Source organism: Bartonella sp. AA97HXZ, assembly GCF_042196985.1.
GTDB lineage: Bacteria > Pseudomonadota > Alphaproteobacteria > Rhizobiales > Rhizobiaceae > Bartonella.
Genome location: NZ_JBHIRC010000002.1, coordinates 255,541 through 280,965 on the forward strand (window position 1 = coordinate 255,541; position 25,425 = coordinate 280,965).

Annotated in this window: 22 protein-coding genes and 1 tRNA gene; 15 read left to right on the top strand and 8 right to left on the bottom strand. The window is 37.9% G+C overall.

The window, feature by feature from the left end; genetic code table 11:
• Positions 1-117 precede the first annotated feature (117 nt).
• The 7 genes from ACFINE_RS02410 to mnhG all read left to right on the top strand — a co-directional run bounded on the left by ACFINE_RS02410 (position 118) and on the right by mnhG (position 6,895).
• The gene (locus ACFINE_RS02410; protein ID WP_375620912.1) at positions 118-615 is read left to right on the top strand and encodes a BA14K family protein; all 498 of its coding nucleotides are present in this window, start codon (positions 118-120) and stop codon (positions 613-615) included.
• Positions 616-843: 228 nt separating this feature from the next.
• Positions 844-3,765, top strand: coding sequence for a monovalent cation/H+ antiporter subunit A (locus tag ACFINE_RS02415; protein WP_375620913.1), 2,922 nt, complete (start codon positions 844-846; stop codon positions 3,763-3,765).
• Positions 3,765-4,106 (top strand): Na+/H+ antiporter subunit C, encoded by a 342-nt coding sequence (locus tag ACFINE_RS02420; RefSeq protein WP_273790150.1) that lies wholly within the window; start codon positions 3,765-3,767, stop codon positions 4,104-4,106. The genes ACFINE_RS02415 and ACFINE_RS02420 overlap by 1 nt, the downstream gene beginning before the upstream one ends.
• Entirely contained in the window at positions 4,106-5,728 is a 1,623-nt protein-coding gene (locus tag ACFINE_RS02425; protein WP_375620914.1) for a monovalent cation/H+ antiporter subunit D, read from the top strand. Before ACFINE_RS02420 ends, ACFINE_RS02425 begins: the two co-directional genes overlap by 1 nt.
• Positions 5,725-6,210, top strand: coding sequence for a Na+/H+ antiporter subunit E (locus tag ACFINE_RS02430; protein ID WP_375611318.1), 486 nt, complete (start codon positions 5,725-5,727; stop codon positions 6,208-6,210). Before ACFINE_RS02425 ends, ACFINE_RS02430 begins: the two co-directional genes overlap by 4 nt.
• Positions 6,207-6,488, top strand: coding sequence for a K+/H+ antiporter subunit F (locus ACFINE_RS02435; RefSeq protein ID WP_375620915.1), 282 nt, complete (start codon positions 6,207-6,209; stop codon positions 6,486-6,488). Before ACFINE_RS02430 ends, ACFINE_RS02435 begins: the two co-directional genes overlap by 4 nt.
• Entirely contained in the window at positions 6,485-6,895 is a 411-nt protein-coding gene (mnhG, locus tag ACFINE_RS02440; protein ID WP_375620916.1) for a monovalent cation/H(+) antiporter subunit G, read from the top strand. Before ACFINE_RS02435 ends, mnhG begins: the two co-directional genes overlap by 4 nt.
• A gap of 16 nt (positions 6,896-6,911) precedes the next feature.
• On the opposite strand, the gene ACFINE_RS02445 is transcribed toward mnhG, so the two are convergent.
• The 4 genes from ACFINE_RS02445 to ACFINE_RS02460 form a co-directional block, all read right to left on the bottom strand.
• Positions 6,912-7,304 (bottom strand): MliC family protein, encoded by a 393-nt coding sequence (locus ACFINE_RS02445; RefSeq protein WP_375611316.1) that lies wholly within the window; start codon positions 7,302-7,304, stop codon positions 6,912-6,914.
• A gap of 17 nt (positions 7,305-7,321) precedes the next feature.
• Positions 7,322-7,717, bottom strand: coding sequence for an MliC family protein (locus ACFINE_RS02450; protein WP_375611315.1), 396 nt, complete (start codon positions 7,715-7,717; stop codon positions 7,322-7,324).
• Between the two features lie 415 nt (positions 7,718-8,132).
• Positions 8,133-9,266: a 3-dehydroquinate synthase gene (aroB, locus tag ACFINE_RS02455; protein ID WP_375620917.1), complete on the bottom strand. Its 1,134-nt coding sequence runs from the start codon at positions 9,264-9,266 to the stop codon at positions 8,133-8,135.
• Positions 9,241-9,873, bottom strand: a complete 633-nt coding sequence (locus tag ACFINE_RS02460; RefSeq protein ID WP_375606223.1) for a shikimate kinase — start codon at positions 9,871-9,873, stop codon at positions 9,241-9,243. The genes aroB and ACFINE_RS02460 overlap by 26 nt, the downstream gene beginning before the upstream one ends.
• A 260-nt stretch (positions 9,874-10,133) precedes the next feature.
• Here ACFINE_RS02460 and ACFINE_RS02465 point away from each other — a divergent pair, with 260 nt between their 5' ends.
• From ACFINE_RS02465 to ACFINE_RS02475, 3 genes are all read left to right on the top strand, one after another.
• Positions 10,134-11,072: a site-specific tyrosine recombinase XerD gene (locus ACFINE_RS02465; protein WP_375611313.1), complete on the top strand. Its 939-nt coding sequence runs from the start codon at positions 10,134-10,136 to the stop codon at positions 11,070-11,072.
• Positions 11,073-11,150: 78 nt separating this feature from the next.
• Positions 11,151-12,107, top strand: a complete 957-nt coding sequence (locus tag ACFINE_RS02470; protein ID WP_375611312.1) for an acetyl-CoA carboxylase carboxyltransferase subunit alpha — start codon at positions 11,151-11,153, stop codon at positions 12,105-12,107.
• Between the two features lie 40 nt (positions 12,108-12,147).
• Complete coding sequence (locus ACFINE_RS02475; protein ID WP_375620918.1) at positions 12,148-12,897, top strand: L,D-transpeptidase family protein; 750 nt, start codon at positions 12,148-12,150, stop codon at positions 12,895-12,897.
• 892 nt (positions 12,898-13,789) lie between these two features.
• Here the strand turns inward: ACFINE_RS02475 and ACFINE_RS02480 are convergent.
• The 3 genes from ACFINE_RS02480 to ACFINE_RS02490 all read right to left on the bottom strand — a co-directional run bounded on the left by ACFINE_RS02480 (position 13,790) and on the right by ACFINE_RS02490 (position 17,853).
• A complete protein-coding gene (locus ACFINE_RS02480; RefSeq protein ID WP_375620919.1) occupies positions 13,790-14,851 on the bottom strand; it encodes a CobW family GTP-binding protein in 1,062 nt (353 codons plus the stop codon).
• A 405-nt stretch (positions 14,852-15,256) separates the two neighbouring features.
• Positions 15,257-16,354, bottom strand: a complete 1,098-nt coding sequence (locus ACFINE_RS02485; protein WP_375620920.1) for a D-alanyl-D-alanine carboxypeptidase family protein — start codon at positions 16,352-16,354, stop codon at positions 15,257-15,259.
• 692 nt (positions 16,355-17,046) lie between these two features.
• Positions 17,047-17,853 carry a lysophospholipid acyltransferase family protein gene (locus tag ACFINE_RS02490; RefSeq protein ID WP_375620921.1) on the bottom strand — a complete coding sequence of 269 codons (807 nt, stop codon included), beginning with the start codon at positions 17,851-17,853 and terminating at the stop codon, positions 17,047-17,049.
• Positions 17,854-17,982: 129 nt separating this feature from the next.
• On the opposite strand from ACFINE_RS02490, the gene thiD reads away from it, so the two are divergent.
• Positions 17,983-18,837, top strand: a complete 855-nt coding sequence (gene thiD / locus ACFINE_RS02495; RefSeq protein WP_375620922.1) for a bifunctional hydroxymethylpyrimidine kinase/phosphomethylpyrimidine kinase — start codon at positions 17,983-17,985, stop codon at positions 18,835-18,837.
• Between the two features lie 1,713 nt (positions 18,838-20,550).
• Here the strand turns inward: thiD and ACFINE_RS02500 are convergent.
• A tRNA-Gly gene (locus ACFINE_RS02500) sits at positions 20,551-20,625 on the bottom strand.
• A 186-nt stretch (positions 20,626-20,811) separates the two neighbouring features.
• On the opposite strand from ACFINE_RS02500, the gene ACFINE_RS02505 reads away from it, so the two are divergent.
• From ACFINE_RS02505 to holA, 4 genes are all read left to right on the top strand, one after another.
• Positions 20,812-21,789, top strand: coding sequence for an ABC transporter substrate-binding protein (locus ACFINE_RS02505; protein WP_375620923.1), 978 nt, complete (start codon positions 20,812-20,814; stop codon positions 21,787-21,789).
• A gap of 63 nt (positions 21,790-21,852) precedes the next feature.
• Complete coding sequence (locus ACFINE_RS02510; RefSeq protein ID WP_375620924.1) at positions 21,853-22,749, top strand: ABC transporter permease; 897 nt, start codon at positions 21,853-21,855, stop codon at positions 22,747-22,749.
• Complete coding sequence (locus tag ACFINE_RS02515) at positions 22,742-23,536, top strand: ABC transporter ATP-binding protein (RefSeq protein WP_375620925.1); 795 nt, start codon at positions 22,742-22,744, stop codon at positions 23,534-23,536. The genes ACFINE_RS02510 and ACFINE_RS02515 overlap by 8 nt, the downstream gene beginning before the upstream one ends.
• Positions 23,537-23,540: 4 nt before the next feature.
• Positions 23,541-24,581, top strand: coding sequence for a DNA polymerase III subunit delta (gene holA, locus ACFINE_RS02520; protein WP_375620926.1), 1,041 nt, complete (start codon positions 23,541-23,543; stop codon positions 24,579-24,581).
• Positions 24,582-25,425 lie beyond the last annotated feature (844 nt).

Consider the following 25,425-nt stretch of genomic DNA (forward strand, 5'->3'; position numbering starts at 1 on the left):
TACAAAGAGTAACAGAATGTCTCAAGAAAAAAGAATCTTAAGAAAAGAATCTGTTTCTGTCCAGCAAGAGAAAGGCTTTCTGTAATTACTGTTGTTTATTATGTTGAGTTTTTTGTTATGAGTATGAAAAAAAAATTATATTATGCTTTAGCTTTTGTATTTGTTAGCAGTTTTTTCATTATAACAACCACTCTTATTAATTGGGGGCAAAATAGGAGTGATGCTAAAGCCAAACTGGTTACTCAGACTTCTCTCCAAGATATTTCGGTGCCTTTGATTTTTACGGGGCGTAGAGAACTTAATGGTTTTAAAGGTTATCGTCATTATCGGCGTGGTTATCGTAAATACAGTGATAATTGGTGGTATCCTGAAGTGGCATTTATTACATCACCGCACTTAAGCACAAAAGGCGCATCATTAAAAGTTGTACCAGATGCTAAAAAAGTGTTTTTAACGTCTTCTTCGGAAAAATTAGAAAAAAAAGAGCCATGGATGCTTAAACAACATATTGAATCTTGCCTTGCGCGTTATCGCTCTTATAATAAAAATGATAATAGTTTTCAGCCTTTTCATGGGGGGCGTAGGCAGTGTTTATCACGCTTTTTTAAAGGATAGAAATTAAATAAAATTTTAATTGCTTCTTGTCGTGAGCGTTATTGTTCTTACAATAAAGAGAAGACTTGTGTGGTGCGCAGTATTTTCATGCAAGCATTGTTTTTTTAAAAATTTTAAATGCTTTTAAGTTTTATTAAATCTTATTATCATTAAGTGTGGAATGGGGGTGAGAATATAAGTTTTTGTTTTGTCGATGACAAAATATTAAGGTAAAATGGAGTTTAAAGAATGACAACACGGGAAGCAATGTTGGTATTGCTCGTTTTGCTTCCCTTTGGTGGAAGTGCTGTCATTGGCTTTTTTCGTTCGACAGCAAAAAATAATGAAGCGTGGTTTGCTGGGGTTGTCGCACTTTTCTGTCTTATTTTTGCAATAATGCTTTATCCGGAAGTTCGCGGAAACCACATAGTGCGTTTAGATATTTCTTGGCTTCCAGAATGGGGAAGCGATTTGATTCTCCGCATAGATGGTTTGTCGTGGCTTTTTTGCTTGCTTATTACAGGGATTGGGCTGCTTGTTGTCATTTATTCACGTTATTACATAGATCCAGCGGATTCTGTACCGCGTTTTTTTTCCTTTTTTTTGGCCTTTATGGGATCAATGATAGGAATAGTTTTATCAGGTAATCTCGTCTTTTTGGTTGTTTTCTGGGAACTTACCAGTATTTTTTCTTTTTTGCTGATCGGCTATTGGTACCATAATGCAAGTGCGCGTGAGGGTGCGCGTATGGCTCTAACGATCACAGGTTTTGGCGGCTTTGCTCTTTTTATTGGAGTTTTATTGATTGGGTATACTGTTGGCAGTTTTGATTTGGATAAGGTGCTACAGTCTGGAGATATGATCCGGTCAAGTTCTCTTTATAGTCCTATCCTTATTTGTATTTTATTGGGAGGGTTAACAAAAAGCGCGCAATTTCCCTTTCATTTTTGGCTACCTAACGCGATGGCTGCTCCAACTCCCGTATCGGCTTATTTGCATTCGGCAACAATGGTAAAAGCGGGATTGTTTTTGCTTGTTCGTTTATGGCCTGTGCTCTCTGGAACAGAATCTTGGTTTTGGCTGGTTGGCTTTTCAGGACTCTCAACTCTTCTTCTAGGTGCCTATTTTTCCATGTTTCAGCAAGACTTGAAAGGACTGCTTGCTTACTCGACTATTAGTCATCTTGGATTAATTACAACACTTTTAAGTCTTGGTAGTCCACTTGCATGTGTTGCGGCGATCTTTCATATGGCCAATCATGCTACTTTTAAAGCTTCTTTATTTATGGCTGCTGGCATTATTGATCACGAGACGGGAACACGTGATATGCGTAAACTGTCAGGGCTTTATCGTTCTATGCCTATCACAGCAACTCTTGCTTTAGTTGCGAGTGCAGCGATGGCTGGGGTTCCTTTGTTGAATGGTTTTTTATCGAAAGAGATGTTTTTTGCTGAAGCTGTTGAAACGCATATGGAATCATGGCTCGATTGGATTGCGCCTTATGTGGCAACGCTAGCTAGTCTGTTTAGTGTGACCTATTCTATACGCTTTATTCATGGCGTTTTTTTAGGACCAAAGCCTGACAATTTACCCAAGACTCCCCATGAACCACCGCATTTCATGCGTTTACCAATGGAGCTTTTGGTGTTTATTTGTTTAGCGGTTGGTATTTTTCCTAATTTAACAATAGGACCTATTTTAGATAATGCGGTCGTGTCTGTTTTAGGACCAATGACAATTCCTTATAGTTTGGCTGTTTGGCATGGGTTTAACACTCCATTAGTGATGAGCTTTGTTGCATTATTAGGGGGCGGATTGCTCTATGCTGTTGGGCATCGTTATTTTTTATCCTGTGATGATGGGGCTCCTTTTTTCCGTCACTTAAAAGGACCGCGTATTTTTGAACGCATTCTCGTAATTATTTCTTGGAAATGGGCCCGTGCGGTGGAGTCTGCTTTGTCAACACGCCGTTTGCAGATCCAATTGCATTGGATTTTTTGGGTCTGTTTTGCCTTTGTTGGTCTTTTACTTTGGTGCGATGGTTTCATTCCAGTGGGGACATTACCGCTTTTTCCACTTGATATTCCTTTTCTCGCTCTTTGGCTGGTTGGCGGATTATGTGCGCTTTTAGTTGCTTGGCGAGCAAAGTTTCATCGTCTTGCTTCACTTATGCTTTTAGGGGGAGCTGGTTTGATGACTTGTGCAACCTTTTTATGGCTTTCTGCTCCTGATTTAGCAATAACACAATTGGTTGTTGAGGTTGTTACAGTCGTTTTATTATTGCTTGGTTTACGGTGGTTGCCTAAACGTTTGCATGACCCTAGGCCAGCTGCTGTTCATTTTTGGGTTCGCTTGCGTCGTTTCCGTGATTTCATCATATCCCTTGTAGGAGGTGCTGGTGTAGCATGGCTTTCTTTTGCAGTGATGACACGTCCCCAAGGTACAACGATTTCTGATTTTTTTCTAACGCATGCTTACTCAGATGCTGGTGGTCGCAATGTTGTGAATGTGTTATTGGTTGATTTCCGTGGTTTTGATACCATGGGAGAAATTGTGGTTTTGGGTGTTGTTTCCCTTACTGTTTTTGCACTCTTACGACGTTTTCGTCCTGCGCCTGAGAGTATTGATGCGCCTTTTCAACAACGTATCCAGAAAGCCTTTGATATAGCTCAGCCTAATCGAAATGTGGGAGATACAGTATTGAATTATTTAGCTGTTCCTGCTGTTATTATGGGTTGGCTCTTTCCAATTATTATCGCTTTTGCTATTTATTTATTCATGCGAGGGCATGATCTGCCAGGAGGTGGATTTGTCGGTGGTATTACTTTGGCTATAGGATTTATTTTACAATATCTTGCACGCGATATTCGGTGGGTGGAAACGCATTTGAGAGTTTTACCTTTGCGTTGGATAGGCTTTGGTTTATTATTGTCAGTCGTAACGGGGATGGGCTCTTGGTTTTTTGGATATCCTTTTTTAACATCCTTTTTTCGATATATTCATCTTCCGTTAATTGGGAAAGTTACCATGGCATCTGCTTTTTTGTTTGATTTTGGTGTGCTTTCTCTTGTGTTAGGAGCAACTGTTCTCATTTTAATTGCACTTGCACACCAGTCAATTAGGAGTTACCGAATCGGTAAGAAACCTATTTTAAAAGAGAAGGAAAATTAATGGAAATTGTTCTTTCTTTGGGTATCGGTGTTTTTGTCGGATCAGGTATTTGGCTTGTTTTGCGTCCACGTACTTTTCAAGTCATTCTTGGTTTGTCCTTGATCTCCTATGGTGTTAATCTTTTTATATTTTCAATGAGTAGACCGCGTAGTAATGCTGCTCCAATTGTTGATCCTACCACTGTTATTAATCCAGCTAATTATGTCGATCCTCTTCCACAAGCCTTGGTTTTAACTGCGATTGTGATTGGTTTTGCAACAACAGCTTTATTTTTAGTTATCTTGTTGGTTTCACGTGGTTTAACGGGTTCTGATCACGTTGATGGACGTGAGGTGCAATAATGGAAATAGGAGTGCATCATCTCCTTATTTTGCCTATTCTTTTGCCGTTAATCACTGGAGCACTTCTTCTTTTTTATGATGAACGTCGTGCAAGACTTAAATCATTCATCAGTCTTTCTTCTGCGGGACTGTTGGTCGTTACTGCCATTTTATTGATTATACGTACTCTTGAAATAGCACCGGCTTGCGATGTTTATCGACTTGGTAATTGGCCGTCTTCTTTTGGAATTGTTTTAGTCCTTGATCGCTTAAGCGCTATGATGCTTTTACTTTCCAGCTTGTTGGTGACTAGCGTGTTGGTTTTTGCGCGGGCTCATTGGTACAAAGCTGGTTCTCATTTTCAGTCACTAATGCAATTTTTTATGGTGGGGATAAATGGTGCTTTTTTGACTGGCGATTTATTTAATTTATTTGTGTTTTTTGAAGTTATGTTAACGGCTTCCTATGGGCTTGCTTTGCATGGTTCTGGTCAGACACGCGTGCGCGCAGGATTGCATTATGTTGTGGTTAATCTTGTTGCTTCATTATTTTTTTTAGTTGGTATAGCGCTCATTTATGGAGTCGTTGGTACTCTTAATATGGCCGATTTGGCTGTTAAAATAAAATATATATCTTCTACAGATATTGTTTTGTTCGAAATAGGTGTTGCACTTTTAGGTATTGCTTTTTTGCTTAAAGCGGGTATGTGGCCGCTTAATTTTTGGTTGGTGCCAACTTACAGTGCAGCAGCAGCGCCTGTTGGAGCTTCTTTTGCACTTTTGAGCAAGGTTGGTATTTATATTATTTTACGTTTAACGTTGCTATGGTTTGGTCCTGAAAGTGAATATTTTAACCATTTTGGTCATACGGTTTTGTTTTATGGTGGGCTTGCCACTATGATTGTTGGTTTTATTGGGGTATTGGCGAGCCAAGTTTTGGTGCGTTTGGCAGCTTATAGCGTTCTTGTCTCTTCTGGTACATTGTTGGCTGCGATCGGGATAGGCAATACAGCACTGACAGCAGGCGCACTTTTTTATATTGTTTCTTCAACTTTAGCACTGGGAGCTTTTTTTCTTTTGGTAGAGTTAGTTGAACGCTGTCAAGATGTGGCTGCTAATGTTCTTGCTGTCACAATGGAGGTGTATGGTGACGATGAAGAGGAGGAAGAAGATGAAGTTGGCATCTATTTTCCAGTAACCTTGGCAATTCTTGGAGCTTGTTTTGGTATCTGTGCCATTTTGATTATTGGATTGCCGCCTTTTTCTGGTTTTGTTGCTAAATTTATGATGTTCATGGCAATTTTAAACCACAGTAGAGAGGATTTTTCTGCTTCTCTTCCGGTTTACCAAGATTGGCTTTTTGTAATTTTTGTCACTCTCTCTGGTTTTGCGGCTTTGATTGCATTGACACGAACGGGTATCCGAACTTTTTGGGTTTCTCTTGAAGGGCGTATTCCTCGTGTGCAAGTGATAGAATTTGCGCCTATTGCCGTTCTCCTTGCTTTGTGTTTTCTTATAACAATTGTAGCCAGTCCTGTTAGTCATTATATGTCTGAAACTGCTAAGACTTTGTATGAACCTCAAAACTATATTGGGAGCGTTTTAACGGATTTTTCTCTCGAAAATAGGGAGATAAGTAAATGAATTGTTTTTGTCCTTCCCCTTTTTTCAGTGGTGTCATTGTCCTTATGTGGCTTATTTTAAATGGTTTTAGTTTAGGGCAATTGCTTTTAGGGATTTTAACCGCTTTGTTTTGTGGTTGGATGATACGGCTTCTGGAGCCGGAGAAGGTTGTTATTAAAAGCTGGAGTGCGGTTTTTCGTCTCGTTTTTCGAGTATTTATAGATTCTATATTCTCAAATGTTTCGGTGGCTTGGTTTGTTTTAACAAAAAGGTCTCGAGTGCAGAAATCTGGTTTTATTGTAGTACCTCTTCTGCTTCATAATCGCACTGCTTTGGCTATTTTAGCATGCATCCTTTCGGCAACCCCTGGAACTGCTTGGGTTGCCTATAATAGTAAAAAGGGTGAACTTTTGCTTCATGTCTTAAATTTAAAAAATGGATATGATTACAAACAGTTGATCAAACAACGGTATGAGCAATTGCTTTTGGAGATTTTTTTATGAGTATGGTGATTCTTTATTGGGGGCTTTTCTTTTCACAGTTTTTTTTAAGTTTAGCGGTGATTTTCGCGCTGTTTCGGTTGATTCGTGGTCCACGGGCGCAGGATAGAATTGTTGGTTTGGATGCCCTTTATATAACCACTATTCTTTTGTTTCTTACATTCGATATTCGTTCAGAAACAACCACTTATTTTGTCGCAGCTCTCATTATTGGATTGTTGGGATCTGTCTCAAGCATCGCTTTGGCGAAATTTCTTATGCGGGGGGAGATTATTGAATGAAAGATGATATATCGCTTGTGGTTGCTATTGCTATCACAGTTTTCTTAATATTAGGGTCTGGATTGACATTGATCGCAACGATAGGTTTGGTGCGTTTTTCCAATTTTTATAAGCGTTTGCATATGCTTTCAGTATGTACGAGTTGGGGCGTTGGTAGTATTCTTATTTCTTCATTTCTTTATTCAATATTTGTGGACCATTATTTTGTTTTTCATGAAGTGTTGCTGATGTTTTTTTTGTTTTTAACAGCACCGGTAGCTTCTATGTTGCTTTCACATACAGCAGCTTATCGACATCATTCAGAAAAACAATCAGAAAAACCGCTGGCTCTTTTATTACACCAAACGGAGGAAAAGCTACCCACATCAGAAGGAACATCACGAGATGAGAGCCAGCGCGATTCTTGAAATGTAAGAATCTTCCTTATTCTGTGCTTTTTTCTTCTACACAGTGGATGGGCTTTTCTTCTTTTGGATCATTAATAAGATCGTAAAATATGGCTTCATTTTTAGTTATCCACCAAATGTATTGTCCACCCACATATTTTCCTCCAGAAGCGGCAATTACATTAGAACCAACGATGCGCTTACCGTTCCATTTTAAATCAACAAGCGCAATATTGCCAGCATTATAGTAAGTTGCTTCAACATACTCTTTGCTTGTTCCCATATCGCATTGATAGGAGACGGTCTCTGTTGTTGGTTCTGGATCATCTGGTACTTCAATGACTAAAGAACTTGCTAATGCATTAATTGAACCGAGGAGGAGCACACTTAAAGTAATGAAAAATTGTTTAGTAAAAGAAATTTTTTTCATAATATTTCCCGTGTTATTTAAAATAATAATGTTGACTCATCTTTACAGAGGATAGGTTTTTTTTCTTCTGGATCCTGAGCAAGGTCATAAAGCGTGACTTCTTTGTTCTTCTCCCACCAGATATACTGAGCTCCTGCAAATTTTGCTCCTGTTGCCGCGATGACATTAGCAGCAATGACACGGTCACCATTCCATTTGAAATCAACCAACGAAATATTATCAGCATTAAGATAGACTGCCTCAATGCGCTCTTTACCTGCTCCAGTTTCACACTGATAGGTAATGGTCTCTGTTTTGGGCTCTGGATTGTCTGGTACTTCAATGATTAAAGAACCAGCTAAGCTATTGTTTGAGCTGAAGAGTGATAAACTTAAAGCGGTGAAAAATCCTAAAATGTGTAAAGTTTTTTTCATGATGCTTCCCTATATTCCTAATATTGTGCACAAAGAATAATTTGACTGATACGATGGTGTCTACGGCAGGATTCGAACCTGCGACCCCAGGATTCATACCACTTCGATTTTCACCGCCAGCCTTATCGGCTGTTTGTGGTCTGGACTGTCTCTTCACCTTGAAGCTTTTGCTCTTTAGGTGCTGCCCGTTCAGTCTCTACACCTTTCTCTCATTTGAAAAGAGACTTGGCTCGGGATTGGCATATAGTCGCCCATGAAGCTTTCCCCGAATTTGAGCAGATTCACTTTGAGGATTTCTTCTCAAAGTGCCCAATTTCTTTAGGAATCCTGTGCTCTATCCTACTGAGCTACGCAGACATCATCATGTTAATCTTTAATAGAAGTATAAAAACGAATCAATTATATTCAATATGAATTAACGAATTTCTGTTAATTTTTGTTCCAAAAAGGATAAAACGGCATCTGGTGAAACATTTTTTGCAATAAATGATTGGCCAAGTCCGCGTGTTAAGATGAAAGTCAAATTGTTTTGCGAAACTTTTTTATCTTGGGCAATGAGAGTCATTAAAGTTTCAGCATCTGGTAGACATCCTGGGATATCCTTTAATTGTGTAGGCAATCCTATAGATTTGAAGTGCGCTTCAATGCGTTGTGTAAGCGTGGGGCTTATTAAATTTAATTGAGCAGAGAATTGATGAGCTAGAATCATCCCAATTGCTACACTTTCGCCATGGATTAAACGGTTGGAGTCATAAGCGGTTGCTGTTTCAAGCATGTGTCCAAATGTATGGCCGAGATTTAAGAGTGCGCGCTCTCCTTTCTCATGTTCGTCACGTGCTACAATGGCAGCTTTAAATTGGCATGAGCGAACAATGGCCTCTGTTCGCATAGGGCCATTAGAGAAAATTTTCTGCCCATTTTTTTCAAGCCACTCAAAAAAGTCAGGTTGGTTAATGAGACCGTATTTTACTATTTCTGCGTAGCCAGCGCGAAATTCGCGCGGTGGCAGGGTATCAAGAAGACACGTGTCAGCAATAACGCATTGTGGTTGATAAAAGGCACCAATAAGATTTTTGCCATATTGGCTATTGATTCCCGTTTTTCCACCAACAGAAGAATCAATTTGTGCAAGAAGCGTTGTGGGCATTTGAATGAAGTTCATGCCACGGCGGATTATACTTGCCGCAAATCCTGCTAGATCACCAATGACACCACCGCCAAAAGCAATAACACAGTCGCCTCTTTCTAAACGCGCAGCAAGAATTTGATCGATGACAACTTGCAGGGTTGAAAATGATTTTGATTGTTCTCCTGCTTCTACAATAATAGGGACAGTATGAATTTTATTTTTTGTTAATTCTGCTTGCAATATCTCCAAATGAAGGGAAGCAACATTTGTATCTGTAACAAGTGCCAAGCGCGTTTGATGAGGATCTTTTTTATTAAGAGCATGTTTAATTTGTGAAGCAGCTTGTGTAATCAGACCCGGACCAATGATGATATCGTAACAGTGTTTGTCCAGTTTAACAGTGACGGTTTTGGTTTGCATGCTGGTTATCCCTATTGTTAATTTCTGTGTATAGGTAGTGCTGTACGGATCGTATAACATTTTGTGCTACGGTATGACGGCTTTCTTTATGACTGTTAATTGTTAAGTTTGCCTTTGCATAGATAGGATAACGCTGTTCCATGAGTTTTTGCATGGTTTCTTTAGGATTGGCTGTTTGAAGCAGGGGACGTGTTGGGTGCTTTGAGACACGTTGCATGAGGATATCAAGATCGACTTTTAGCCATATGGATATACCATTTTGGTGAATGGCTTTTCGGATATTTTCATTTATGTAGGCACCACCACCTGTTGCTAAAACAAGGGGACTTTTTTTCATGAGGTTTAGAATAACACGCTGTTCAAGAGCACGAAATTCGGATTCACCATAAATTTCAAAGAGTTCCGTGATTGTCATTTGTGCAGCTTTTTCAATTTCTTGGTCAGAATCATAAAAAGGTAAACGAAGCATGGTGGCGACGCGTTTTCCGATCACTGATTTGCCTGCCCCCATAAGACCAACAAGGACAAGTGCTCTTTTATCAAGGGACGATAAGAGCTGATTCTTTATTTGTGTTATGGGGACGCGTTTTTGTCGATTGCTTTTCATAACTTTATTTCGGCATTTATCCATCTTAAAGTCAATTCCTGTTAATCTTTGTGAGGCATAATACGAGATAGAATATTTTTGGGTAGGTTATTGTCTTATGCCAACATTGACTAGATTTTTGATGATTCTTTTCATTTTGCTTTCTGTTCTTTTCATTATAATGGGTGCTCTTGTGGTTTGGGTTGAACCAGTAACTGTGGATATGTACATTGATGTTCCCTTGGATTCATGGAATCTTTCTACGGAAGCGAATCAATGAAATGAAAAGTGGTGCTGTGATAGATCATTTTCTTGAGATGATGAGTGCGGAGAGAGGGGCTTCGTCTCATACGCTTGCGGCTTATCAGCATGATTTGCAGTGGGCACAAGACGAATTGTCTTCACACTCTGTTTCGCTTTTTTCAGCACAAAAAGAAGATTTAATTACTCTTTTGTCACTTATGCATACTTTTGGTTTTGCGGCATCGTCGCAAGCGCGCCGTTTATCAACTTTGCGTCAGTTTTATCAATTCCTTTATGCTGAAGGGTTGAGAGCAGATGATCCCTCTCATGATATTGATGCACCTCGTCAGAGGCGTCCTTTGCCCAAAATCATGAGTGAAGATGCAGTGATAAAATTGCTTGATTTTGCGGAGTTAGAAGTCAATCAAGCAGACTATGGGTCCAAAGGTTATTTCCGTGCACTGCGTCTTCAGCTATTGATTGAAATGCTTTATGCAACAGGGTTACGTATTAGTGAGTTGGTGAGTCTGCCGGTTCAGTCTGTTCGAAGGAATGAATACAGCGTTTTGGTTCGTGGTAAGGGCAAAAAAGAACGAATGGTGCTGTTATCAAAAAAAGCATGCCAAGTTCTTTCACAGTGGTTAAATTTGCGTGATCAGGGAAAGGACGCTACGAGTTCTTATCTTTTTCCTGCGCATTCCGAGACAGGATATATTGCTCGTCAAGTCGTTGCACGAGAGTTGAAAAATCTCGCTAGAAGAGCAGGGATAGGAAGTGATAGCTTTTCTCCCCATGTGTTGCGTCATGCTTTTGCTAGTCATCTTTTGCAAAATGGTGCTGATTTGCGTGCCGTTCAACATTTGTTAGGTCATTCTGATATTGCTACCACTCAGATTTATACCCATGTGTTGGAAGAGGGACTTTATCGTTTAGTCAATGAGCATCATCCACTTGCCGATGAGCAAAAGGCTCGTTAAAGAAAAGGTGATGTTTTTGAAAAAGACTTTATAAAGCAAATTATAAGTGTATAAGTGACACTGAATGAGTTGACACAAATGTATAATTATCTTGATTTTGAAAAACCAGTTGCTGATCTTGATGGGAAAATTCTTGAATTAAAAAAAATTTCTCAGGAAAAAGGCAGTCTTGATATGAGTGACGAGATTGCTCGTCTTGAAACGCGTTCCCAAACAGCGTTGCGCGATATTTATAAAAAATTATCGCCGTGGCAAAAAACACAAGTCGCTCGTCATCCGGATCGTCCCCATTTTATGGACTATTCTAAACGCCTATTGAGTGACGTTACGCCTTTGGCCGGAGATCGCAAGTTTGCTGAAGATGAGGCTATTCAAGCGGGGTTTGCACGCTTTAAAGGTGAGGCCGTTGCTTATATTGGTCAAGAGAAAGGTCACGATACGCAAACACGTTTGCGCTATAATTTTGGTTCTGCACGTCCAGAAGGCTATCGTAAAGCTGTACGTATTATGGAAATGGCTGACCGCTTTGGTTTGCCCCTCCTTACTTTTATTGATACAGCAGGTGCTTATCCTGGGGTAAGCGCTGAAGAACGTGGGCAAGCGGAAGCAATTGCTCAATCAACAGCTACAACTTTGCGTTTGAAAGTTCCTGTGGTTTCCGTTGTTATTGGAGAAGGCGGTTCTGGAGGGGCGATAGCAATCGCGGCTGCCAACAAAGTTTATATGTTGGAGCACGCAATTTACTCTGTTATTTCACCAGAAGGAGCAGCTTCTATCTTATGGCGTGATCCAGCTCGTGCAAAAGATGCTGCAATGAATATGCGTATTACCGCTCAAGATTTGTATCGCTTAAAGATTATTGATGGCATTATTTCGGAACCTTTAGGGGGAGCGCATCGTGGCAAAGAGATTGTCATTGATGCAACGGGTGATGTTATTTCAGAGGCTTTAAAAGCTATGGCTGGAAAAGATGGTCAAGTGCTTAAACAAGAGCGAAGGGAAAAATACCTTCAAATTGGTCGGTCTCTAACATAGGTTATTTTTTGTGAGGGGTGTTGGATTGGAGTTTTATTCGATGACATTTAGCAGATTCCTCGCTGTGTGTGTGTTGTTTGTAATGGGACTATTGGCAGCATGTGAAGGAAGATTACCAGCCTCTATTCGCGCTAAAGTTGAACAGCCGTTGCCGCAAGAAATCAAAAATAGAATGGTTCTGTATGATATAGATCCCTATGCACCGATTATGATGCGGTTTTTTAAGGAAGAAAATCTTGCTGAAGTTTGGAAGCAATCTCGTTCAGGACCTTTTATCTTGGTTGCTCGCTATGGCATTTGCAAATGGTCTGGTAAGCTTGGACCTAAATATAAAGAAGGGGATCTTCAGACACCAGAGGGTTTTTATACTATTAGCGCAAACCAAATGAATCCTTATTCAAAATATTATCTCTCTTTTAATATAGGATTTCCTAACCTTTATGATCAGGAAAATGGTCGCACAGGAAGCAATCTTATGGTGCATGGTTCTTGCTTTTCCGCAGGTTGTTATTCTATGAGTGATAAGAACATGGCTCAGATTTATGCGTTTGCACGGGATGCTTTTAAAGGAGGACAAAGAGAGTTTCAGTTGCAGGCTTTTCCTTTCCGCATGACCGAGGTTAATATGTCACGTCATAGCAAGAATCCTCATTATCAATTCTGGGTTATGCTTAAGAAAGGTTATGATTTTTTTGAAAAAAATCGTCAACCTCCAACTGTTGAGGTTTATGAAAAACGTTACGTTTTTAATCGCGATACTGATAAAACTTCAGTTTCTCTAATGCAGTAAGTGTTATTGTATCTTACAGCACCGTAAACACTATCACTTAATAATGGCGATACAGGATATGCAAAAACTTTGCACACAAGGTGTTTAAGTGAGTGGTCAATAGTCTTAAAGTGCAGAGTTTTTTCATAGAGCCTTAATGTAAGTAAATCATATGAAGTGGGAAGCCAAGAGGAATTTTCTCAAAGAAGTTGGATTGTTTGCACATCGGCACTGGTGTCAATCTTCATTTTTAGTGAAGAGTAAGTTAACATAAAATGCACCTCTCTTTTTATTTCTTTCAAAGAGTTTTATTCTTTTATGCTGTAAAATATTGTCTTGTCGTGCTGTTATATAAGATACATTCACATATTTTAAAATGCAATATTGCCTCTGTCTGATTTTGGTTTTTTTCTTAACAGGGATTTTGATTTCAATTAGCTTGAATAAATATAGAGTTGAGCAGAATATTTTAGAACCAAGAATTTGGTCAATCTGTCTGTGAAATGAATCACATGAAGTGGTTTGCAGATGAAGCGCATTTAGAGAGAAAACAATCTGTTTGCAGATTGATGGATATTAAATTTTTTATCATAACAATTTTATTTATAATGATAATTTAGTGTTATTCAAGTTAAATTAGAACCCTGAATACCGTAAGATTCTCTCATTTCAAAGCTGTTCCATGTTGAATAAATTAAAACCATTTGCTTGCACGTTACAAGCAGGGATAACCGCGTGGGTGAAACTGTGTAAGAAAGACTAAAATGCTTTTTACAAACCATCTAAAGTACCAAGGGCTTGTTTCAACATTGGGAATTAGCAAAGTGTGTAATGGTGCCGGTTTGCTCCTTTAAAAGCATAAAGATGGTAGTGCTAATGAATTTAATGTTATATCATTGAAGGGGAGAAAAAATTAAAATTTTATTCCTGGAATGACTAGAGGATTTTCTAAGAGAGCTGTTTTGTCTGCAGTATCTATTGCTGGTTTATTAAAAAAAGCATTGAGAAGCTTTTGTATTGCGTCTTTTTCAACACCATCGGCAATGATGACGAAACGTGTTTGTTTTATTCCTTTTGGCCATGCTGGTAATCTTATGGGAGGATGAAAAAATGTTTGTACGCCATGTAATACAAGTGGGCGATAAGGGTCATCACGTAATGCGATAATTGCTTTAATACGTAATAATTTTGTACCATAACGCTCTTGTAGGAGATCTAAAAAAGCTTCAATTGTGGCGTAATCAACATGACCCTCACAGTTTAGTGAAAAGGTACGAATGGTTTTATGGGGGGGATGATCATGTGGGGTAGTCGTAAGATTTTGTTTAAGTTTTGTATTTTCTACTTTTTCATCCCATAATGTGTTATTTATTAATAGATTTGAACAGAAATCTTTAGAATGGGCGTCAATGATTTGTGCTGTAGGATTCATTGTTTTAAGTGTGCTAAGGAGTGCATCTGAAAGCGTTTGTGGGTCTCTAAGATCTGTTTTGGTGAGAATGATTTTATCAGCAAATATTAATTGTTTATATATTTCAGGATAGCGCTTACATATGGAAAGTGGACTTAATGTATCAAATGTTGCAAGAACAGCATTTATGGACAATGTTTGAATAAACAATGGGTGGCTTAAAAGTATTTTTAAAATAGGGGCGGGATCAGCCATCCCTGTGGTTTCAATGATAATATGATGGAGTTGTTTGATCTGTCCTGTCTGAACGCGATTTATTAAATCAATTAATGTGTCGATGAGATCACTGCGTAAATTACAGCATAAGCAACCATTGGCAAGCTCAATAATTCCTTCTGTTGTTTTTTCAACCAGAAGGTGGTCAATACTGATTTCGCCGAATTCATTGATGATAACAGCACATTCTGTTAGAAGAGGGTCTTGTAGCATACGGTTGAGCAAAGTTGTTTTGCCAGAGCCTAAAAAACCCGTAATAAGCGTGAGAGGGATGCGCTTTATTTTCATGTTAATCATCAATCATAGTTTTGTTTTTAAAAAATATATCTCAGTATGTCTAACCAATTTATAATGATGTCCGTGAGGAATGTAATGGCTAATCCCTCATGAGATCCATTGTACCACTATCTTTACGCTTATAAAGGTAGGTGCACGTGGGTATATTATACACTTTTAGCGTCAATGTTATGATAATTTTTGGTTCTTGAAAGGACTTATAGGAAGGATTTTTATTCCTTGTTTTAATTATTTTATCTACATGTTCATCCACCTTGTGGCGCGCAAGAGACTGGTTTTATTGATTCAATAAATACAGATTTGAAATGAGAGAATCTTACAATACTTGTGGTTTTGACATAAGGTACAAAATAATTAATTATCATTATAAATCAAAGTATTATAATTAATTGTAGATTATGATTTATGGCTTTTTATAGAATGGTTTGCGTGCCTTTTATACGGAATATAGGGTTTTCTTAGTGGTTTTACTGTCATTTTAGGTGTTTGTGGCGTACGAATGAGGTGTACTGATAAAGGATGAGAAAAAGAAGGTGGAGCAGTGATAAAAGGTGAGGTGAGAATAATATTTCCTTGATCATCATATGAATTTGCATGCATTTTTATGGCTTCAGGTGTGCATGTTTGTTGTCTCATATTGTTGGCTTGTGTTATGTTGCTCCCATAAGGTTTTAATGTTGCTAGTGTTAATTGGGGGCTTCCTTGGTGCAAAAATCCTATTTCAAGAAGTTGTGCAGCTTTTTCTTCTCTTTCACTTATGTTGTTAGCACCTAGAATGACAGCAATAATTGTACGTTTATTGCGGGTGGCTGAGGCAACAAGATTAAAACCAGAGGCACAAATAAAGCCTGTTTTCATACCGTCTATCCCATAAAAACGGCCAATGAGGTTGTTTGAGTTATGTTGGATTTTTCGATTATTACCAAAATCAATGGCTGGAATAGAAAAATAATGAGCATATTGTGGAAATTCTCGACGTATTTGAACGGCTAAAAGAGCAATATCGCGTGCCGTGGAGTAGTTTTGAGGATCTGGTAAACCACTTGCGTTCGCAAAATGGGTGCCAAACATGCCTAAACGTTTAGCTTCGCTATTCATTTTACGTACAAAATCTTTCTGTGAACCCGCAACAGCTTCACTCATGGCAATGGCTAAATCATTGGTAGATTTAACCATGGTGATACTTAAGGCTGTATCAAGTGTGAGTACAGAACCAGCTTTATAGCCTGAACGATATGAGGGAGCTTTTGCGGCGTATTCGCTGATGGTGATATGTTTGTTTGGTGAAACTTCCCCTCGGCTCATGGCACGAAAAATAACATAAGCGGTCATTAATTTTGTCAAGGAAGCAGGATACCAACGCTCAAAAGCTTGATTATGTTTTAAGATACGCCTCGTTGTAACATCAACAGAAATAAAAGGCTGCGCTAGAGCAACAGCGCTGGATAAACTCAAAAACACAGAAAAAAATAAATTATAGAAGAGACGTCGCATTAATTTAAATCTAGTTCCCACTTATTCGTTATTTAGAATTGTTTTAATGTAGCACACAAAGCATTTAAGTCTAGGATAGGAAGGAAAGATGGTTAATTACTGTATCCGTTGTGTCTGTGGGATAAAAACCAATTCTCATTTTTATTTTCCCCTTGAATTTGGTTTGATGACTTAAGTATCTCAAGAAATACTTTTTAAATAATGAAGATTGTACAAGATTTCAGGTTCTTGGAGGGATTGAATTTCTCAGAAAGGAATGAATCTGCATAATCATGCATTTTTCTTGCTCTCCTGTTAGGATAGCCCTTGGCACTTGAGACGGTTGGTAAAAAGCATTTTAATCTTTTCTTGTATCGTTTTATTCACACAGATATCCCCGCTTGTAATGTGTAAGAAAATGATTCTAATTGATTCAACCTAGAATAGATTTGAAATGAGAAAATCTTACGGTATTCAGGGTTCTCATTCAAGTTGAATAACGCTAAAACATCCTTATAAATCAATGAGATGTATGTTATTTAAATAACTTTAAAGAGAGGAAGAATTCTTTTTCAAAAAAATTTACACATTGATCATTTCTTATCATGTACAAGTGTTTTACAATTTTGAATTAGAAAGTTTGAAGTATCTTTCTTATATTTTTGTTCCCTATACTCCGCTCAATATACAAAGTTATGCATTATTCTTATCAATCAGTGCATTGTTTCATGATGATTTAGTTTTTGAAGTTTCTGAACAGCGTATGGTGGCATAGGAGGAGGGGTAGGATCTTGAGCTGCTAAGAGAAGCAGTTCATCACACGCTTTTTCAGTTTTTTGGACAAGTTGATCTAGAAAATCACGTTTGCTTAAACCCGCTTCTATCGGGGGAAGAATACGGACACGAATTGTTCCGGGATAGCGGCGAAAATTATTGCGTGGCCAATATAAACCCGCATTGTGTGCAATAGGGACAACTTGAAGTCCTAATTCATTATAGAGCGCGACAATTCCTGACTTATAATCTGGTTCTTGACCGGGTTGTCGGCGTGTTCCTTCGGGAAAAATCAAGATTTGGCGCCCTTGTTTTACTTTCTCTTTTGCTTTTTGTATAATCATTTTTAAGGCTTTGATGGGTGTTGTGCGGTTAATGGGGATAATTTGCGTTTTTGCCATATACCAGCCAAACAATGGAATCCACATCAATTCACGTTTTAAAATGAGAGTGGGATCATCAAAATAAGGAACAAGACTGAAAGTTTCCCAAGCCGATTGATGCTTTGGAGCAATGATATAGGGTCCTTTGGGAAGATTTTCTAAACCTTCAATCTCATAATTTGTGCCTGCGATGTATTTTTGCAAAAAGAGTGTAACGCGTGCCCATGTTTTAGGGACAATCCATGCCTTTTTGCGGGGCATTAAAAAATAAACGGGAGCGTAAAGAATCATTTGTATGAAAGTTGTTGTATAAAAAGCGAACGTAAAAAGAATAGAACGAAGGATAAGCACTACATTTTCCATTTTATATCTATAAGAAGACTTCATATATAATATAATTCACATGAGAAAACATCTTCTTTATGTTTTCTCAAGCATCTATTTTTTCGGTAACTCATTTTCCGATATTTAAAAACAGAAGGAAAGAGGTTAATGGAATTACAAAAAGATAAACTTTTTATTCCACGGATTTTATCTATTGCGGGAACAGATCCTTCTGGTGGCGCTGGAATGCAGGCGGATTTGAAGGTTTTTTCAGCTATGAAAACTTATGGTATGAGTGTGGTTACAGCTGTTGTTGCACAAAATACTCAGGGTGTGCGTTCTTTTCAGGCATTAGATGCTTCTTTTGTTGCAGATCAAATTGATTCTGTTTTTGAGGATATCCATGTTGATGCCGTTAAAATTGGTATGGTTGCAAATGCTCAGATTGCACAGGTTATTGCAGAACGTCTTGCTTATCATAAAGCGCGTTTCATTGTTTTTGATCCGGTTATGGTTGCAAAAAGTGGTGATGTTCTTTTAAAGTCTGATGCAATTGAAATTATGCGTGATGTTCTTGTGCCGATGTCAACTTTGATCACGCCAAATTTGCCTGAAGCTGCATTGTTATTGGGATGTGAAGTGCAATGGTCTTTAGAGACTATGTATCAATATGCTCCACGACTCTTGGCGCTAGGGTGTCATGCAGTTTTGTTAAAAGGGGGACATTTGAATACGCTTACCAAAAATAGTACAGAAAATTACGATTGTTCTAGTCCAGATCTTTATTGTGATTGTGAAAACCTTTTTATACTTGAAGCTTCTCGTCTTTCAACCACTCATGATCATGGGACAGGGTGTACCATTTCTGCTGCCATTGCAGCTCTGTTACCTACTCAACCTTTGGATTGCGCTGTTAAACAAGCAAAAGATTATTTGCATGGCGCTTTAACTGCCTCAGATGCTTTAAAAGTAGGGAAAGGGCGAGGGCCGCTTCATCATTTTTATGCATTATGGAAAGATTAATACAACGGTTGATAGTGAAAAATCTTCACTCTATGAATTTATTTCGTCATTATATGATGTTTTGGACTTGTGACTGATAAGTGTTAGCGCATTGTAGATTAACAGTTATTTTGTATTAAGAAGGATAAGAAAAAATGTTATAATTTGTTTCTTTTATATATTTTTTACGATTAATCTATCCTGTTTCAGAGGCAATTTTGAGTATAAAAAAGAGAGCAAGGAATTGTAAAATCAGGATTTGATAGCAAAAAGAGTAGAGGGAAAGACCTTTTACAAGGCGATATTAAAGCTGGCGGATCCACTATATTCGCTGTTTCTTATATTGGTGGTAAAACAGGATGAGCCAAAATCGTCATCAAAATTATTATATATCTAACATTTACATAGTTTTTGTCGGCATGGATAGGGTTTTCTAAATAGAAATTGATACTTCCTGATGGAATTATCAATGATCTTTCAGGTGATGTGGTAAATTTTTTTCGGATATTACAACGTCATTATCCTTTTTTATGGAACTGCTTTATGAAATTATTGGCGTTTCAGATGAGTAGCCATGAGGAGTTTCAACATTTAATACAGCAAGATCTAGAAACTTTTACGAATTTAGAGCGGACTTTAAGGTTTTTATATTTATAGTGATTAAGCTTTAGCGAGAAGGTAGTCGATTGCACAATCGGATTTTCAATAGACCTGTAGCATATGGTTTAATCTTTTCAAAATTGAATTTTCATTCTGTTGTTTAGCAGAGGTTACCATTAAACATTTAAAATGGTCTGATTTTATTGTGCGCTATGATGGTTTCAATACTTTATGTTACCTTATTTTGATTTGAAGTTATGCTCCTCATGTAAAATAGAATGCATTTATATTGTTAATTCACATGTCTATTTTAAAGAGATTTCTCTCAAAGTGTGTCATATCCATTTTATAATAACGTTCGTGAATGGTCTAAAGCCTCTATGAAGTGTATAAAGCTATTATGCTCCCCATTTTTACGTTTTCAAGGTGAAAGGGGTACTCCTCTATACTATTTTAGCTCCCAATTTTGCGATAATCTTTGGTATTTCAGAGTTTTCAGAAGAAGAGTTTTTATTCCTTTCTTCAAGTGAATTTTATTGATGCCTCAATTTTTCCTGTTATGCGTGAGCAGATGATTGTGAGTGATTTTAATGTATAGAGATTTGAAATGAGATAATCCTATGATATTTTAGACGCTTGCTCAATATGAATAATTATAAATTATCTTTATAAACCAAGTTATTAATTTATTTTTGTATTGAAGATTATTCTGGATAAGAATTTGTTCAAGAAAGAGGATTATCAAATGATGTCCACGCTGTTTGCACAAGTACAAGGGAACATTTCTTTTGTCTTTCAAATGATGTGCCAGAAATCCCAAAAACTTAATTTACTCTAAATAATAGGTGAAAACAGTTTATTTCGTTTGAAAATAATTACAATTAGCGTGAGAGATTTTTCATCATCGACTGCGATATAGAAAAAGTAACAATACACATAAAAGACCTTTAAATGATCTTTGAAAAGTCTTTGAAGACCCTTTGAGAACCCCTTAAAAACTCTTTGAAAAAAATAAATTGGTACAAAACCTAGTGGCAAAACATACAAAACCTGCTGGCAAGCTACATACATACAGCTACAACAACCGATGACAAGCTATAACTCCACACAAGAACGAATAAATACAAAATTCAATGGAGCGGGCGATGGGATTCGAACCCACGACCCCAACCTTGGCAAGGTTGTGCTCTACCCCTGAGCTACACCCGCTTACCGATTCGATATATGTCTTGTCTGTATGGCGTAGGCTTCTATGAATTGCAACAAAAAAATATCATTTTAGTTTGATTTATTTTGTCCATGTTTCGATAAAATGAAATAAAGATTGATTTTAGAAAATTCTTCAGTCATAAATTATTCCTTTTTTAATTTTTGCATGGAGAGGGGTGGAATATAATGTTGAAGAGAATAAATATATTAGGGATTATCATTGCAACTGTTTTTATGATGAACAGTGTTGCAAAGGCCGATGACCAAGTTAAACACGTTAAAGTTGCAATAACGCAAATTATGGTCCATCCTGCTGCGGATGCTGTTCGTAAAGGTGTGGAAGATGTGCTTGCAGCAAATGGTTATAAGCAAGGTGAAAATTTTCAACTTACCTTTTTATCAGCGCAGGGTAATATTTCAACAGCAACGCAAATTGCGCGTAAATTTGTTGGTGATAAACCCGATGTTATTGTAGCAATTACCACGCCTTCAGCACAAACGATGCTTGCGGCAACAAAAACAATTCCTATCGTCTTTGCAGCAATTTCTGATCCTATCGGAGCTAAAATAGTTTCTTCGCTTACCAAACCTGGCGGTAATATGACGGGGAGTTCTGATCGTATAGATGTTGCAGAAAGTGTTAGACTTTTACAAGAAGTAAAACCAGATTTGAAAAAAATTGGTTATCTTTATAATGCTTCTGAGGCAAATTCTGTTTCGACACTTAAAACGTTAAAGGATGTAGCAAAAAAAGCTGGAATTGAAATTATTCCCTCATCGGCACCAAAGCCTTCAGATGTTCAGGCAGCAACACGCGCTTTAATCGGTAAGGTCGATATTATTTTTGTTCCTGCTGATAATACGATTTTATCTGTTTTAGAAGGTGCAATAAAGGTCTCAGAGGAAGCCAATATGCCTGTATTTACTGTTGATGCTAATACTATCGGGCGCGGGCCTTTTATGACGCAAGGTGTGAATTTCTATGATGTAGGGGTTGATGCTGGGAAATTGGTTGTGCGTATTCTAAAGGGTGAAAAGCCTGGTGATATTGATGTTGTGCAGGCGGCTAATAATGACATTCGAATTGATTTGAAAGCAGCCCAAAAAGCAGGGATTATTATTCCGCAGGCAGTTATTGACCGTGCAACAAAAGTGATTCAATAACTTTTATTGATAGAGTGTTGATACAATAAAAATACGTTAAGTTTTCATGGGGATTGTCTTTACATGAATATATTTGCGTTTTCTGGTGCTGTGGAATTAGGCCTTATTTATGCGTTTGTTGCTATAGGGGTTTATCTTTCATTTCGGGTTTTAGATTTTCCTGATTTAACGGTTGATGGATCGTTTCTTCTTGGATCCTGTGTCTGTGGTGTTTTGATTCTCTTGGGTTTCAATGCATGGATAGCTATGGCATGCGCTTTTTGTGCAGGTATGGTGGCTGGTTTATTAACAGCTATGTTGAATTTGCGTTTTGGCATTTTGAATCTTTTAGCTTCTATTTTAACAATGTCGGCACTTTATACGGTTAATCTTCGTATTATGGGAATTATGGGAGGGTCTAATGTTAATTTAGCTCTTGCTGATACGGCGTTAACGCCCTTTTATAATCTGTTTGGTTTGTCTGATATTTTTGTGCGTCCTCTTTTCGTTGGTATTGTATTGCTCGTTATGGCGTTTTTGATTTGGCGCTTTTTGGAAAGTGAAATTGGTCTTGCTATGCGTGCAATGGGAGCTAATCCACGCATGGCGACGGCGCAAGGTGTTCATACATCAGCATTGATATATTTTGGAATGGGGCTTTCCAATGCGTGTGTGGCACTTGGTGGTTCTCTTTATATTCAAACTGCGATTGCAACAGATATTACCGGTGGAATTGGAACAATTGTTTTTGGATTGGCAGCCGTGATTATCGGTGAAACTCTCTTTCGTACGCGCAATATTTTTTGGATTATAATCAGCTGTATTGTAGGGTCTGTGCTTTATCGTGTGGCGGTGCAATTTGCATTTGAAGCAAATGGCATTGGTATTGATACGTCGACAGATCTTCAGTTGATTACTTCACTGTTGGTTATTTTAACCCTTATTGTGCCACGCTATTGGAGGAGGCATAAACGTGATTGAGTTTTTTCATGTTGGGGTCACATTTAAACCGCAAACACCTTTGGAAAAACAGGCTTTAATTGATATTAACCTGAAAATTGATCAGGGTAGTTTTGTTACGGTTATTGGTTCAAATGGTGCTGGTAAATCAACTTTGCTCAGTGTTTTAGCGGGTGCAACGCTTCCTTCAACAGGGAAAGTGGTTATCAATGGACAAAATGTTTCTAGGCAATCAGTCAGTGAACGCGCTGGAAAAATTGCTTGTGTTTTTCAAGATTCGTTAGAGGGAAGTTGTGGTTCTTTAACAATTGAAGAAAATTTGGCTCTTGCTGCTCTTCGAGGAAGTCGTCGTGGTTTGCGTGCGGCTTTAAATCATGAGAAACGGCAATTTTTTCGAGAGAAAATTGCTCAATTAGGCATTGGTCTTGAAACATATATTCATAATCCTATGGATAGTTTATCAGGTGGGCAACGCCAAGCAGTTTGTCTTGTGATGGCAACATTAGCACATGCGGATGTTTTATTGCTTGATGAACATACCTCAGCGCTTGATCCTGGAATGGCTGATTTTGTGATGCGGTTGACTGAAAAAATCGTTGAAGAGAAAAAATTAACAACTATCATGGTGACTCATTCTATGCGTCAAGCTCTTGATTATGGCGATCGTACCTTGATGTTGCATGGTGGAAAAGTGATTTTGGATGTCTGTCATGAAGAGCGGAAGGGCTTGGATGTCAATGATTTAATTGGCATGTTTCAGAAAGTTCGCGGGGAAGTTCTTGATGATGATGAACTATTAATGGATTAATAGTGTGGCTCAGAAAAAAGCACATGAAGTTGATCAGTTTCTAATGCGTTTTTCACGTGCTTTTCCTATTGTTCTCATTTATGGGCCAGATCGTGGTCTTATTTGTGAGCGTGCACAATGTTTTGCAAAACTTACACGGGTAGCAATAGAAGATCCATTTTCGACAATTCGTTTGGATGCTGCTGAAATTGATAAAGATCCTGCACGTTTAGAAAATGAAGCGCGTACGTTATCGCTTTTTGGGGGAGATCGTTTGATATGGATCTCTAATGCTGCTAACCAAAAAGGTTTTCTTGCTGCCTTAAAACTTTTAATTGAGAAACCACCAGAAGCTTGTTTTATTCTCATTGAGGCAGGGGATTTAAAAAAAGGAACAGGGTTGCGCAATGCTGTTGAAACGGCATCAAAAGCGATGGCTTTGCCCTGTTTTGCCGATGATATGCGTTCTCTTGACGGTTTGATTGATGAGGTTTTAGGACAGTTTAAGAAGACTCTTTCTTTAGATGCACGTAGATGGTTGCATGAATGTTTAGGGGCGGATCGCCTTGTATCACGAGGTGAATTAGAAAAGCTTTGTCTTTACGCTGCAAATGTTCATATTACTCTTGAAGATGTGAAAGCTGTTGTAAGTGATGTAAGTGTTCTTTCTCAAGATGAAGTCATTGATGCTCTTTTATTGGGCGATATATCAGGCTTTGAAGCGCATTTTAACCGACATGCAGCAGTGCAGGGGGCACTTTTTTTAATTTTGAGTACAGCTCAAAGGCATTTTCAGCAATTACAGCTATTGCGTTATCAGGTAGAGGTTGAAGGAAAATCGTCTTTTACGGTGGTTTCTGAAGCTCGTCCTCCCATTTTTTTTCAACGGAAAAAGATCGTTGAACAAGCTTTAAAATATTGGAAATTAGAACAAATTTCTTATGCAATGGAAAGAATTCAGAGTGCTGTTTTAGACAGTCGTAAAAATCCACTTTTGGGCGAAGCTATCATTCGTCAAGTTTTGTTAGGGCTTACAATTATTGCACGACGCCAGATGGCAGCTTAACAGCCTAGAAATATAATGATTTTTTATTTTTGGTATACCACAGAGGTATTTTCAGCAATTAAAACTGTTATGCTATCAAGTAGAGGTTGGTGGAACTTGTATTTTTGAGGATGCATTTTAGGAGCTTGAAAGCTTGATAGAAATTTTTCTTCAAAAGAAATAGTTTATTTTCAAAAGGCCATTTTGAAACAGTTTTATTATTTTGTTGTGTCGTAAAATACTGTTTTTTAGAGTAGTGATACGAGGCTCATATCAAATTTTATGTGTTCGATGTTTTTTTGTGTGGGTATTTGGTGAATATTAGGTTGGTTCATAGAGTCTTAATGGAGTAACATCCCCATGTAAAACAGAGTATCTCAAACAACAGAAGACACTTGTATGGTAGATTCATACGCTTTCTTAGAAATATTTTTCAATGCGCGTCATATCTATTTCGCGGCGGTGTTTATGAATGGTGTAGAAGTAAAGTTCCTTGTGAAGAATATAAAACCCATAGAGCCACTCTATCTTTACGCTTAATAAAAGTGAAAGTCGACACTCATTATATACTTTGCTAGCCTCTAATGTTGCTACAGTTTTTAGCATTAGAGAGCGTTTTTCATCATTTTTTCTCACGTGTCTTCTTGTGACGTGTAGACAAGAGATTTTAATTGATAAGAGGGTTTGTGATGGAAGAATTTTACAGTATTCGAAGTTATAATTCAAATTGAAAAAAATTGTTATTTTTATAAATCAATATATTATAGATTAATTGAATCACATAAAATAGTGAGCTAGAGGAATCTTTTAGACAAGAAAGTGAATGGTGTGCAGATCTGTATGAATTAAGAATCTTCGTGGGATG